Raw genomic sequence first — 12,920 nt, forward strand, 5'->3', positions numbered from 1 at the left:
CTTTTTATTCATATCATCTCCTTTCCATAGGTTAATTTATCGGAAAGGAGATGATATGAATAAAAAGACAACTGGATTATTAATAATTAGTCTGGCGTCAGTTTTCTTAAGTGGTTGCACTCATCAAAATAAAAAAGACAGGTTTGTATATGTTATCAATAACAAGTCATTTCTTTTGACGAAGGAGTGTGTTTCAGAAATTAAATTGGGCACTCCAGAAATTAAAGATAATAATTTCATATTTATAAAGCTAAAAGAAAAACCTTATTGTTCTGAAGAATTCAACAAATTTATTATTGATAACATCGGAAGTGATATGCAACAATACTTCAATGGCAAGCTAATAGGAAAGAGTTACATAGCAAGTAAATTGACGACTGAAAATGGTTACAGACAAATGCTACCAAGTCGAGATATTGGAAAAGAAATTATAAGTGCATACACTCAATAGTTTATAAAGCATGAAGTAATAAATGTAACTTCATGCTTTTCTTATAAAATATAATTATCGCGGGAAATCAATGGTTACAGTGACTGGTACTGAGTGTGATTTAACTCTTATGTATGAGTTTCCACCTCCAGTGGCTCTTATTTGATAAGAACCCGGGCCTATTGTATTAATGGTTTTCATGCCATTAGACTCTGGATATTTAATTTCAACATCAAAAGATGACTCTAAATTAGATGAAGTATTAAAATTTATGGTCTGTACAAGTGGGCGTTGTTCGCTACCAGTACCCCCTGTAATTTCAGTCCACTCACTCCAGATCCCAGGTGTGGCAATTACTCGTCTTGACTGGAAGGATTGACTACCTCCACACTTGCCGTCCTTTTTCCTTGCATCACGGGCTGCCTGAAGACCTTGTATCACTGCACCTTTGCTTTGTCCCCTACGTTGAGCAAACTTTATCATATATATTTTTCTGGCTTCTCCTGAATTGCCTTTTTTTAGGGCGCCAATGAGTTCCTGATAATCTTTGTCATTTTTGATATATGGACAGTTCTTTTTTCCACAAATGATACAAATATTATTTTCCAGCGCTTCTTTGACCTCTTCTGGGAATGAATCAGGAACTGAACCGGAACTCACACTCAGATCATCCCATTCCCAAGCACTTGTATTGGGATCCCAGTGGGTATTGGGTTCGTGCGGTTTACCGCTGTTACAGTCAAATGCATCATAAGTGACACTATCCGGATGATTTACCATTGATAATCTCCTTTCAGTTTTTTAGGTAAAAATACTGCATATATCACTGTTTATATATACAGTATCAATAAGCTACAGCAATCAGAAAAACCAGTCAACAAATGGGAATTACTCGCATTTGTGGCATTAATCACAGTACAGAGAAATATTCAAAAGGGATGGAGGAAATGATAAAATTTATTTATAAACAATACATTGCAATATTATCGTATTTTTTACATCATTAACCGTCAAACCCCTTGTATGGTTTTTTCTGCGAAAAATGCATTCTGATAGTTGTCAAAAGTCGTTTTTAGACCAAGTGGTATCAAAATAGTCCAATAAGAGAGTCGTTGAGTCTGGAGTTATAGGGGCGAATCCACCGTAGCAGATGGCACATCGTTGCGCGTAAAGGGTTCAGGTGGCTCCAGCGTGATGTAAGTCTGGGTCTTTAAGATGGTTGAGGCAGCAATGCTACCCTTCTTACTCTGATGGAGCGCTAAATTTTTCATGTGATATCACTCGAGGATTATCGCAGACAGTAAAATATGACACTGCCTTCTTCAGTCAATGGCATCTATCACACCACAACAAAGGCTTAAAATGGGACATCTGATATATGGATTTGGCTCTGTTTGTGCCGAGATATCGATTTAATAAAAGAACCGCCCATAAAGGGCGGTAATAGAAAAACTAAGAAAGAAGCTTTGGGTTGCTATGATTACCCAAGCTTATAGGAATATAGGTAGTAATTAGTTTGTATTCCACAAAGCATGAGCTAAATCAGAATTTACGCACCTGAAGCTAAGTGAATTTTTAGTAGACTTACGCTTCTTATGTATTCATGGACGGTTACATGCCAGGTGCCGCATATCCACCTATGATAAACCATGCCAATAATGCAACAGCCGTTATGATTATTGCTACTGGGAACAAATGTCCAATTTTCATACTTTCTCGCTATTTGGTGGCGCTTCCCGCCCAAGACTGGTGCTAACGCCCATTAGCTCGTGATGTTTGGGAATGCGCCGTAGATTAATTTCAAAAGTTATAACGTTGTGCTAAGGACGACAAGTCCGCACTAGGCGCAGACAATGTCATTCAAAGGAGTAAAACAACTATAACTCCGATTGCCAACCAAATTGCACAATCATCCATAGGCACTTCCCTGTTAGGTCTCTTCCTGAATGACCGACCAGCCCCCAAGATGACGGTCAATTTTAGATTCATACCATATCTAAAACGCTTTAGGCAAGTTATGGCAGTGTCATGACTTAAAAAATGCAAATTATCTTCAATTTTATGCTTGAAAGAGATTTTAACTCCTCTATTTACTTCTAACCATTTGAAATAAAATGGCATTAATATCAGCTGGACGATTTTTCGATTATATCTCGGTGAGCGGCACACAACAGGGCGTGATGCTCGGCACCTCCAACATTGCCGAACCGCAGATGCTGAAAGAGCCGAAAAATCTTGCAGAAATGCTTATAAATTAGGTAATAAGCTCATCTGAGATTAAGTTAGGGGCACTACCAGACTGGCTGACGAAGTGTGTCACCCTGTAAGGCTTGGTGGGTTGATCGGCCAGGCCGATCAATAGGCCATTATTGATCTGCCGAACCCATTGGACGCTCAATCGCCGCGCCGCCTATAGTGGCAGTGACCGAATATATGCAGCAACACCAGGGCATCCTATCGGCCGCTGAACGGCCAACATCATAACGACAAGCGCTCCCCAAACCGGCTCCGGCCGGTTTTTTATGCTTGCGGTTCAGGCTGTTCACTCTGTAGGTGAACAGGGGTGTACACCGAGAAGGTAGCTATACATCCATCTGTCTGCAGAAGCCTTGTTGAAAGCATTGCAGGCTGGTGTGTTACTGGAGGTGCATTGTGAGCAAGATCATTGAATCGCTGCGTGCCGTCGTCGGGTTCGCGGGCTTGGGCCCCGGGCCTCGTACCAAGTCATGGCCATCCGGCTTTGACCCTGACGCATTCGGCCCGTAGTCGAAGCAGCCGGAATTTCCCAGGCAGTGTCTAGGAAATTGATTTTGGCTTTTGCTCTTGTGGGCCTGCGTGCTTCGGTTGCCGGAAACCCAGGGCGTGGATATGTGGAGAAGGCGGCTTTCGGCGGCCAGATGGGCCATGCCGCCACCTACCATTCAACGTCCACTCCTGCCCTGGAAGCAATGAACTGCGACCCGAGTAGCATCGACGGCGTGAAGTAACCTGCCTGGTCCGTTGCCGACAGGCAATGCCCGGCAATTTCCAGTGCCGTGTCGACGGTCAGGGCGTAGACGTTGGGCGCAGTCATCCGCACGCTCAGCCGGTTTCCGGCGGCGTCGGTGGCTTCTCCCCAGAATTCCGTCCGTTGGTCCGCCCGGGCTTGTGCATCCGGGCCGCCGCCGAACATGCGATCGACCACTCGATTGAGCAGGCTTTGTGCCCATCCCGTCGCAAGCAGGCGCCGCAGCGGGTTGGTCACGCGCATCAGCACGCCCAACGCCAGCGGCAGCGCCGTGTAGACCATGCCATTGGGCACGCCCGTCGATACGTCGGCCGTGTAGACATCGCCCCAGGGAATCGTCACGGCCCAGCGCGCGCCCACAGGGAAGGGAATGCGCCTGATGCGGTAACCGTTCGCCACCTGTTGCATGCGATGGTTGCGGCGGATCAGGCCACCGGCCTCGGCGCCCTCCACGATCGTCCGCGCGGTACCGATGCTGGGCCGGGTCCCGAACGAGAATGCGAGATCGATCGTCACTGCGCCCGGCATCCGTTCCTTGAGCATGGCCGCAAGGCAATCGGTGGGCACGATGTCGAAGCCCGCACCGGGACACAGCACCACGCCCGCCGCTTTCGCCCGCGCATCGAGCCCATGGCACATCTCGAACACCGGAATCTCGCCGGTGATGTCCACATAATGGGTCCGGGTTTCGAGGCACGCTTCCACCAGGGGTTTGGCGGTCGATGAGAACGGCCCCGCGCAATTGACCATGACGCCAATGTCGTGCAAGTGCGCCGATGCCTGCCCGACATCGAAAGCCCGGTACTCGAGCCCGAGTTCGTCCGCCAATGGCGCCAGCTTCGATCCGGAACGCCCGGCGATCACCGGACGCAACCCGCGCCGCACGGCTTCGCGCACCACCAGTTCGCCGGTGTAGCCATAGCTGCCGTAGATCATCCATTCATTGCCCATGATCGCCTCCTTCCTCGTCTCCGGTCACCTTTCGACAGAACGCGTCGATGGCATCCACCATACGTGAGAGCCCTGGTTGTTCGAGCGGATAATGGCCGGCGTTCTCGAGCATGACGGTCTCGACCGGGACGTGCTTGATGCGCTCGAGGAACGGCTCGCTGAGATGCAGCGGCGTCCATCGATCCGCCGCCGGCTGGGTCAGCAGGACCGGGCAGACGTCGAACGCTTCGGGCTCGATCTCGGGCCGGTACGCGGCATAGGACGCCAGGAACGCCATGGTCATGGCATTGCCCGCTGAACGCCGATCGGACAGCCATATCTTCAGTGCCGCCTCGTTGTTCACCAAGGTATGCATCTTGCTCGCCAGGCGCATCGGCATGCGCAGACTCCTGAGCGGCGTCTTCGCGGCGATGGCCGCCATCGGCACGCCGATCCGGCTCATGAACAGGTTCAGCGCGGTCTCGTCGCGCACCTGCCGCAGGCACTGGTCGAGGAAGGTCATGCCAACGATGCCTTTCACCTTCCGGTTCATCGCCGCCACGTGGTAGGTGAGCATGCCGCCCGCGCTCAGCCCATACAGCACGATGGGACGGTCGTCGCGCGCCAGTTCCGCGTCGATCAGGTCGCTGCCGGCGCGCACCCAGTCGTCGTAGCGGACCAGCGCGCCCTTGGCGACTTCGGTCATGCCGTATTCGGGCATGTCGACTGCGATCGTCTCGAAACCGCGCCGCGCCAGCGGCTCGCCCAGGATCATCGACATCTGCCGCCCGTTGGTGCCGACGCCATGGAACAGGATGACTTTCATCTGCGCGTGCGGATTGCGGTAGGTGTCGAGGTGGAGGCGATGGCCCTTCCAGTCCCGCCATTCCTCTTGTGGTTGCTGACCTGCGTCCCACTGGAATTCCGGCGGCAAGAAGCGCTGCATATCGCGCCAGACAGGCTGGTCCGCATAGGTTTTGGGTGTGGTCTTCATGGCGAATTCGGCTCCAGGGTTGCGATAACGTCATCGTGCATGGCCAGCCCCATTCAAGCCATGACAGGATGGGTCATTCGCTTTAGAATTTAGGCCAAGTAGATAAAGGGGGCAACGCAGCATGAGTCACTGGAACTTTGTGCGCAGTCCGGCATCGGTGCTGCTCATGGTCGAATACGGGCGCGAGCGCAGGATCACCCCGGCGGTGCTGCTCAAAGGCGCGCACCTCACCCTGAACCAGCTCTCCGATCCCGACTTCACCGTGACGGCCGCGCAGGAGTTGGCCGTCGCCACGAATCTGCTGGAACTGACCCGACACGAGGCCGACCTCGGCCTTAAACTGGGTCTGTCCTACCGCCTCTCGGCCTATGGATTGCTGGGATACGGCCTGTTGAGCAGCGCGACGGGCCGGGAGGCTGTCGCGCTCGCGCAGCGCTATCTGGCGCTGACCTACACCTATGTCGGAATGGCGTTCCGCCACGTCGGGCAACGCGGCGTCGTGACCTTCGAGCCTTCGCCGGAGCTATCCGCGGAACTGCAGCGTTTCTTCGTCGGGCGGGCCATGGGCGCCACGTGCCGGGTGCTGCGCGACGTGATCGGCAGCGATTTCGAGCTTGCCGCCTTCGACCTCGCCTTCGGCGAAGCGTCCGGCGGCAAGAAGCAGGTCCTGGGTGCGCGGATCCGGCACGGCCAGCGCGCCAATGCGATCGCGTTCGAATACGCCTTCCTCGATCGGCCCCTGCCGCAGGCGAATGCCGCCACGGCGGCGATGTGCGAGCGCATGTGCGCGGAGCTGATCGCGCGCCGGCGGACCCGCCTGGACATGGCGTCGTTCCTGACCGAATACCTGTCGGCGCATGCGTTCGACAGTCCGCCGAAGTTGCAGGACATCGCGGCACTGCTCAACGTCAGCGAGCGCACGCTGAAACGCAGGTTGAAGGATGAAGGTGCCTCTTTCCGCGATATTTCGAACGGCGTGCGCAAGTCCAGGGCACAAGCACTGGTTGCCGAGGGACGCCTCTCGATGACCGAGATCGCCTATGTATTGGGCTTCAGCGACCTGTCCTCATTTTCGCAGTCCTACAAGCGGTGGACCGGCACGGCGCCAAGTTCTATGAGGCAAAACTCGACCGCTATGCCCGGCTCCATGCGCAAACCTATGGCGAAGCGGTCGATGCAGCGACGCTGATCCCGTACATGCTGGAAGCCTTCATGGCGGGGGATCGGGGGGGGCAGGAAGGGTGACGTGGACAAGCCCGCCGTCCCTTGGCAATCGTCACCGCTACAGCGCGACCCGGCTTGCTTTCCCAAGGCTCTCATGTGGCTCCCAGCCTAAACGCCGTATCCCCTGCAAGCTGCATGAAACAGAGCTAACCTATTGCCCCATATATGGTTTCAAGCCTCGCGTGATTTGCACGAAGGTCTTGACTCTGGCCGTTTTTTGTGCATGTGATTCAGGCTGTTCACCCTGTAGGTGAACAGAGGTGTACACCGAGAAGGTAGCTATGCACCCATCAATGCATTGAAATAAAAGGATAAAATAAAAAGGTGTATAGGGTGAACAGTTTTCCTATAAATCTTTTTTTAACATGATGAGCGCTGGGTTAGTGCTAATTGCTTATAATTTATTCTATGTATTGTGCACCATTTTATTGTGTATAGTTGTATGTATAGATTGCTGTTTTTTTATTATAAAAATGATTTTAAAACAGTTGCTTACTTTATTTGTTTTGTTCCTATTATCGCACCACCTCTCCTTCAGATTCCCTTTGCTTACCTTTTTGCCGGTTAAACAACCGTTTAATTAATCACTGTTATAATTACCCCTGTTGAGTCTTGATGGGTGAATGTTTTCTCCTCAAGCATTGCGATGCGGCGCTCTGTGGAGCGGCATCCGTTTTTAGGCATGCCGGTGGTTCGGTGAGAAGTAAGGAGAAGTGCACTATGAGCAGAAAAGACAAGCTCGCGGCGGCCCTGCTGGCCATCTTCCTGGGTGGGCTGGGCATTCACAAGTTTTACTTAGGGATGAAATGGTGGGGGCTGTTCTACCTGCTGTTCTGCTGGACGGGGATCCCGGCGATTGTCGGCTTTATCGAAGGCATTATTTATCTGTTCCAATCGGAAGAGAAGTTCAACCAGAAATACAATCCGGGTCTGATTTAACGCTTTTCTGACGGCGCTTCCTGTTGCGGGAAGCGCCGTTTTTCATTCCGTTACTGTTTCTTCATCATCATCTTGCCGCGCATCTCTTTGCTCATCATTTTATTCGAGCTGGAAATGACGCAGTTATATTGCTTGCCTTGGTTGATGATCATAAAGGTGCTGACCGGATCTTTAAAATTCTTGTCGATGGTGAAATAAATATAGGCCTGCGGCAACGCGGCCGGTTTAAAGGCGCCGAAGGCATACACATCCGCCAGGCCCAGCGCGGAGAGATCGACCGTCAGTTCCATCGGCTGTTTGTCATTTGGCGATGGGAACATCGATTTGGCCGACATCATCATGGTGCTGCTGTTAATGCTGTAATCGGTTTTAACCTTCATGCCGATATATTTCGATTCCGGCATGGAAAGTTCTTTTTGGCAGGCGGCGTCGTGCTGTGGCGCCGGGCTGCCGTTTTCCATCACGGCGTGCACGTGTTCCAGCGTCACTTCCGCGCTGCCTGTGGTAGGCTGCGCATCGGCCGCGTAAGCCGTGCCGCTGAAGGCGGCCACAGAGGTAAGGATAATGCCCGTAACGATTTTCATTGTCGGTCTCCGGAATGCTAATAATGATATTAATTGCGGTGTGTAGCCTATTGGCCCGATAAAATGCAAAGTGACCCGTTCCGTGGAGATAAAATATCCTCGGAATTTTTATAATTAATAGCGTTTCACCCACGCGGTATGCGAGGTTTGTTTAATTATATTGGGAGCCTTTCTCTTTTTTTTCAGTCTATTTACCTGCATATAAAGAGTATGTATAAACATAGTCAATATTTAGAATATGCACAAATTACTGCAGTTTTTTTTTCCCTTTTATCTTTTGGTTTTTAATAGGGTTGCGAATATTGCATTGAGATACAGGGAGTTGTCTTTTCTACGTTAAAATCACTCTTTGAAGCGTTATTTATGTGATCTTTGTAGTCACAGAAATAACGCTGAAATTATTATCTTTCTATTTAACGGCTAATTATTCATGGCATAGGCTTCAACCCTTTGCGTTTCCTGCGCTAGAATCAGGCGGTTTTCTCGTGGAAAAGGATATCGCCATGGCCGCCTGGGCCTTTTTGATCGTCGGTTGGGGGTTGATTTGGCAGGATCACCCGATTTTCGGCGTGCTGTGCATCGCGCTGTTTGCCGTGCTGCAATGGGCGAAGCACGCCGCTAAAGGCGTGCAAGACCCCGAAGAGGCCGCAGAGTGGCGCAAGACCGACTGGCGTTCGCAGCCGATTGAGATGGCGCACGCCGGCGACAGCGATCGGCAGATTGGCGGCGTGGGGGAACTGGGCATGGGCGGCCCCAATTTTTGGACGCTGCTGCTGCGTGACGGGGCGATTGTGCATGGCGCCTGTGCGGCGCCGCAGGACGTGGACGATGGCAAGCTGCGCCTGATCCCGACCCGCAGTCGTGAGGGTGAGGGGCTGACGGTGTACGAGCCTGCTGCCCGGATGATGTACGCGCTGCCGGCATTGACCGATCGCGAGCAGGACGCGCTGGCCGCCGGTACCGCCGAGGCGCTGGCGCGGCTGCGGGCGAGGTGTCGGCAGGCGGAGGCTACGCCATTGCACCTTGTGCGCGGTCTGTGGGTGCCGCCGTGGACAGAGGATCCGGCCGATCGTCTGGAGATCGCCTTGCCCAACGGCCGGGTGCTGGCGGCGCGCTTGATGTTGCCGGCGAATCTGCGCCTGGCGGACGATCCTGCCGCGCTGCTGCACACGCCGCCTTATGAACTGTTGCTGGATAACCGGCCGACCGATCGCTTCGTGCGCGATCTCGAACGCGTGGCGGAATCCCCGGCGGGTGACGGTTTGAGCGTCGGCGGCTGCCAGTTCCGCGGCGAGCATATCGTCGATGGCCTATACCATCTCTACTTCGCCGGCGAGTGGTTCAGCCTGCTCTCGTATGCGCATAAACCGGCGGGCGGGCGCGGTTCGGACACCACCTTTTTCGTCGAGCGGATCGAGCCGCAAGACGGCGGGGTGTTTGTGATTGAATGGGATGCCTACAGCGTGGGGCCAGGCGGGCGTGAGCCGCGCGTGCCGGCTCCGCCGGTATTGGTTATCGCGGTGAGCTGGCAGGAAACGCCGCTGCAGTTGCCCACGGCCAATAACCGCGTGATCGTGCGCTTGCCCAACGCCACGGCGTAAGGCTTAAGGCAGCACCCTGACTTCGCCGTTGTGCAAGGTCAGCACCGCGATCGGGCTGCCGGAGAAGCACTCCCTAAAGATCCAGTCGCTGGGCCGAAACGCCGCCGCAGGCAGCCCGGCCTGCCACTCCTCCCACTGCGGGGCCGGCCGATCCGGCGGCAACAAGAAGGTGACCAGCCAACCCGCTTCGCAGTGCACCCTTTGGCCGCTCGGGCGGGTAAAGGTATGCGCACCTGCCAGCTCCATCACCGGCGGTAAAACCTCGAAGGCGATGATCGGCACGCCGGCCACGCTCTGCGGCTGAGGAAAACGCACGGCGGTCACGCCGTTCATCGTGATAGGACTGTCTTCGGTGCCGGGCAGGCGTGGCTCCTGGCGGTTTACCCAACTGCCTTTCGGCAGCGTCGTTTCACCGAACGGCTTTGCCTCGTCGAGCGTCAAGTAGCTGCGTTGATTCCAACGATCTTCCGCCCGCTGGCTCTTGATGTCCTGGATGGCCATGCCGATCAGCATCAGCGCGAACGCCACCGGGTAGATCGCCAGCGCCGAGGCCAACAGATAGCCGCCCCAGGAAAGCGGCGGGCGCGGGCGGCCGCAGCGGGCGGCGGCGTATCGCCAGCCCCACCAGGCGAGCAGGATGCCGGCGAGCAGCAGGGCCAATAACAGCGCCAGCAGGCCGGCGGCGCCGGCGCCATAACCTAACAGCATGGCAAGTTCCTTATGTTCACGGCGTGGTGGAGCGATAGCGAACGAAGTAGGGCAGCGCCGGGATCTCCCCGTCATCGTCATAGTGGCTTTCTGGTTCGATCACGGTTTGGCGCGCGTCGTCGCGCCCGTTGTACCGGTACTCCAACGGCTGTCGGTAGTGCACGTCGGATGAGCGCAGATCGAAAATCAGCGAAAGACGCGCATCGCCGTTATCCGTTTGGGCGACCAGCTTATCGTTGCCCGCCCAGAGCTGATACAGCGATTTATCGCCGGTCTCCAGCAGCACCTTCAACTGCCCGTCGGATTGATAACGCAGAAGCTGATACAGCCCTCTGTCCAGCGTTTGTGCGATCAGGTAGATGCCGCCGTCCGGGGCTTGCGCGCTTTCCTCCACGCGCACCAGCAGCCAATGCATTTCAATCACCTCGCCGGTTTTACCGTTAACGGCGATGTGTAACGCGCCAGATCCGAGCACCGGGTTCATCCAGAAATGCACGCGGTCGCCATCAATGGCGGTGAATATCTCGGGTACGGATTTGCGCTTACCGGAGGCGTAAGCCGTCGGTGACTCCTCCTCGCCGCGCTCAAAGCCCAGCAGTTGCCGCGCGTCCAGCAGCGCCGGCAGATCCAGCGTCTGCCGCCAATGGGCGCCGAAGTCCGGGCTGTAGAATACGCCTTCGGTGCTGATGAGATACAGCGCGCGTTTTCCCGGTTGCGCCACCAGTTTGCCGCCGACAAAGGAAGGCCGGTTGTCGTCGCCCTCCGGCCAGGGGATCAGCGCCCCGATGGTACCCCGTTGCACATCAACCAGCCTGCGGCCCTCAGAGAGAAAAAGCACGCACTCCTGCTCGCCGCAAACCGCATCGTGGATCAAGTCGTCGAGTTCCCCCAGCATCTGTAACCCTTTTGGGCCGGCAAACAGCACCTGGCTGAGGTAGTTGGCCGCCCAACCGTAAAAGCTATTGTACGCGCGGTCTTCACTTCTTTTGCTGGTGAGCAGCAGGGCGCCGTCCTGCGCCGGGTAGCTGTGGATGAGATCGTACCGGGCTATCGTCGGCAACGCCTGGTCGCCCCGAGTCCATTGCCACTGCGCATAGCGTTGCTCAGGGGCGAGCAAATAGACGCCCAGCGCGCTGGCTAAAAACAGCGTCAGGATAATAAGGGGTCTTTTATAAAGCGCTAACGTCATCATTTCAGCTCCGTCACCTGAGCCTGCCGCCACAACCTGCGACGCAGATTTCGCAGGTATTTAAACGTTTTAAACGTGCGGTGCTGGTCAAAAGAGTACAGGCGACAGATCTGGGCGAAACCCTCGATCAGCAGCGCCAGGCCGCTGACCATCAGCATCAGCAGCAGAATAATCGGCGGCAATTCACTGCCGAGGCGCTTCAGGGTCCAGGCATCCAGGTAAAAGCCCGCCGGGGTATCGGCGTTATCCACCACCGTCATGCCGAGCACAAAACACGCCACGATTGCCCCAAAAATGAAGACAACGCGCGCGCACAGGTTAAGGCCGGCTTCGGTGAAGTAGCGGCTGCCGCCGATGAGATAGGTTTGGCGATCGCGATGATTGATGATCCCACGCACCGTCGGCAACTCGGGGACGGTGTCGTTTTCGCAATACAGCACCTGCAGCGGATCGCCTTTGGCGATGAAAAGCGGATGTTGCCGACGAAATACCGGGTGCAGTTTGGTATTGGGGACGTTGAGCGCGCGGGTCGTCAACGCGAAGTGCGTCTCCTTCTGGCGCCACGCATAGGTGTCCAAATACTGCACCTGCCGCGGGATCTCATAGTGGCAGAGTTCGTAGCTCAGGGCGTTGACCGTCTCTATGCCGGAGGCCTCGACGCCCTCGGGGAGGGGGAACTCGGTTTGTGGCGTTGCGGGCACTGGCGCGGCGTCTGCGCGGACGGCCCGGTATCTGATGCCGGGGATTTTCAGGCTGAGCGAGCCGGGCGGCGTGACGTCTTGCCCCTGCAGCACGCGATCCAGCGCTCTGAGCAGGCGCCTGCGGCCGCGGTGCGCAATCAACAGGAGCTCCGAACCGACGAACAGCACCATGCCGATGCCGATAAGGCCGGCGATGATGGCGATAAAGAACAGGACGATGGTCAGCCAGGAATCTTCCCGGTCCATGATGAAAAAGGCCGCCGGGAAACCGCCGGCCAGCGCCGCGCCCAGCAGCAGCAGGGCGAAGTATTTCAGCTTATATTTCAGCGTTCTGTCAGGCTCCAGCCGGCCTTTCGTGCCGTGCAGCAGCCAGTGCAGCCAGTAGCTGCCGTCCCGCAGGCGGTGGGCGCCGATCTTCACCCGATCGCCGGCGGCGAGCCTGGCCAGCAGATTTTCGCTGTCGCTGAAGTCATCGCGATAAAAAAAGAACGTCTGGCCGGAGGCGATGATCCTCACCAGATTGTCGGGCGCCGTCTGTTGGCAAGCGCATTGCTCGACGGTCACATGAAAAAATTGGGTTTGCATATCATTCCCTGTCAGCAGGCGTGGCCCG

12 protein-coding genes and 1 pseudogene are annotated in these 12,920 nt (G+C 55.1%); 5 read left to right on the plus strand and 8 right to left on the minus strand.

Annotated elements, in window-relative coordinates; translation table 11 throughout:
* Positions 1 to 451, plus strand: a 451-nt coding sequence (locus ACJ8IL_RS14985; protein ID WP_442516636.1) for a hypothetical protein, incomplete at its 5' end; no start/stop codon positions are given.
* Between the two features lie 54 nt (positions 452 to 505).
* Here the strand turns inward: ACJ8IL_RS14985 and ACJ8IL_RS14990 are convergent.
* The 4 genes from ACJ8IL_RS14990 to ACJ8IL_RS15005 form a co-directional block, all read right to left on the minus strand.
* Positions 506 to 1,210 (minus strand): colicin Z family toxin, encoded by a 705-nt coding sequence (locus tag ACJ8IL_RS14990; protein WP_273853205.1) that lies wholly within the window; start codon positions 1,208 to 1,210, stop codon positions 506 to 508.
* A gap of 831 nt (positions 1,211 to 2,041) precedes the next feature.
* Positions 2,042 to 2,140 carry a YoaK family small membrane protein gene (locus ACJ8IL_RS14995; RefSeq protein ID WP_154871247.1) on the minus strand — a complete coding sequence of 33 codons (99 nt, stop codon included), beginning with the start codon at positions 2,138 to 2,140 and terminating at the stop codon, positions 2,042 to 2,044.
* A gap of 1,204 nt (positions 2,141 to 3,344) precedes the next feature.
* Entirely contained in the window at positions 3,345 to 4,388 is a 1,044-nt protein-coding gene (locus ACJ8IL_RS15000; RefSeq protein WP_442516637.1) for a saccharopine dehydrogenase family protein, read from the minus strand.
* Complete coding sequence (locus tag ACJ8IL_RS15005) at positions 4,378 to 5,361, minus strand: alpha/beta hydrolase (protein WP_442516638.1); 984 nt, start codon at positions 5,359 to 5,361, stop codon at positions 4,378 to 4,380. Before ACJ8IL_RS15005 ends, ACJ8IL_RS15000 begins: the two co-directional genes overlap by 11 nt.
* Positions 5,362 to 5,527: 166 nt before the next feature.
* Here ACJ8IL_RS15005 and ACJ8IL_RS15010 point away from each other — a divergent pair.
* From ACJ8IL_RS15010 to ACJ8IL_RS15020, 3 genes and pseudogenes are all read left to right on the plus strand, one after another.
* Positions 5,528 to 6,472, plus strand: a pseudogene (locus ACJ8IL_RS15010) (AraC family transcriptional regulator); the annotation flags it as partial.
* Positions 6,451 to 6,606: a DUF2274 domain-containing protein gene (locus ACJ8IL_RS15015; RefSeq protein ID WP_442516639.1), complete on the plus strand. Its 156-nt coding sequence runs from the start codon at positions 6,451 to 6,453 to the stop codon at positions 6,604 to 6,606. The pseudogene ACJ8IL_RS15010 and the gene ACJ8IL_RS15015, both read left to right, overlap by 22 nt.
* Positions 6,607 to 7,305: 699 nt before the next feature.
* The gene (locus tag ACJ8IL_RS15020; protein ID WP_015376761.1) at positions 7,306 to 7,524 is read left to right on the plus strand and encodes a TM2 domain-containing protein; all 219 of its coding nucleotides are present in this window, start codon (positions 7,306 to 7,308) and stop codon (positions 7,522 to 7,524) included.
* Between the two features lie 50 nt (positions 7,525 to 7,574).
* Here the strand turns inward: ACJ8IL_RS15020 and ACJ8IL_RS15025 are convergent, their stop codons facing one another.
* On the minus strand, positions 7,575 to 8,108 hold the full coding sequence (locus tag ACJ8IL_RS15025; RefSeq protein WP_442516640.1) for a hypothetical protein: 534 nt from the start codon (positions 8,106 to 8,108) through the stop codon (positions 7,575 to 7,577).
* A gap of 485 nt (positions 8,109 to 8,593) precedes the next feature.
* Between ACJ8IL_RS15025 and ACJ8IL_RS15030 the strand changes: the two genes are divergently transcribed.
* Positions 8,594 to 9,709 (plus strand): hypothetical protein, encoded by a 1,116-nt coding sequence (locus ACJ8IL_RS15030; RefSeq protein ID WP_442516641.1) that lies wholly within the window; start codon positions 8,594 to 8,596, stop codon positions 9,707 to 9,709.
* 3 nt (positions 9,710 to 9,712) lie between these two features.
* On the opposite strand, the gene ACJ8IL_RS15035 is transcribed toward ACJ8IL_RS15030, so the two are convergent.
* The 3 genes from ACJ8IL_RS15035 to ACJ8IL_RS15045 are packed head-to-tail and all read right to left on the minus strand — an operon-like array spanning position 9,713 to position 12,892.
* On the minus strand, positions 9,713 to 10,417 hold the full coding sequence (locus ACJ8IL_RS15035) for a hypothetical protein (protein WP_060432512.1): 705 nt from the start codon (positions 10,415 to 10,417) through the stop codon (positions 9,713 to 9,715).
* Between the two features lie 16 nt (positions 10,418 to 10,433).
* Positions 10,434 to 11,609 carry a hypothetical protein gene (locus ACJ8IL_RS15040; protein WP_149570260.1) on the minus strand — a complete coding sequence of 392 codons (1,176 nt, stop codon included), beginning with the start codon at positions 11,607 to 11,609 and terminating at the stop codon, positions 10,434 to 10,436.
* Positions 11,606 to 12,892 (minus strand): hypothetical protein, encoded by a 1,287-nt coding sequence (locus ACJ8IL_RS15045; protein WP_025301680.1) that lies wholly within the window; start codon positions 12,890 to 12,892, stop codon positions 11,606 to 11,608. The genes ACJ8IL_RS15040 and ACJ8IL_RS15045 overlap by 4 nt, the downstream gene beginning before the upstream one ends.
* Positions 12,893 to 12,920 lie beyond the last annotated feature (28 nt).

This window comes from Serratia sp. CY47444 (assembly GCF_052168635.1).
Lineage (GTDB): Bacteria > Pseudomonadota > Gammaproteobacteria > Enterobacterales > Enterobacteriaceae > Serratia > Serratia bockelmannii.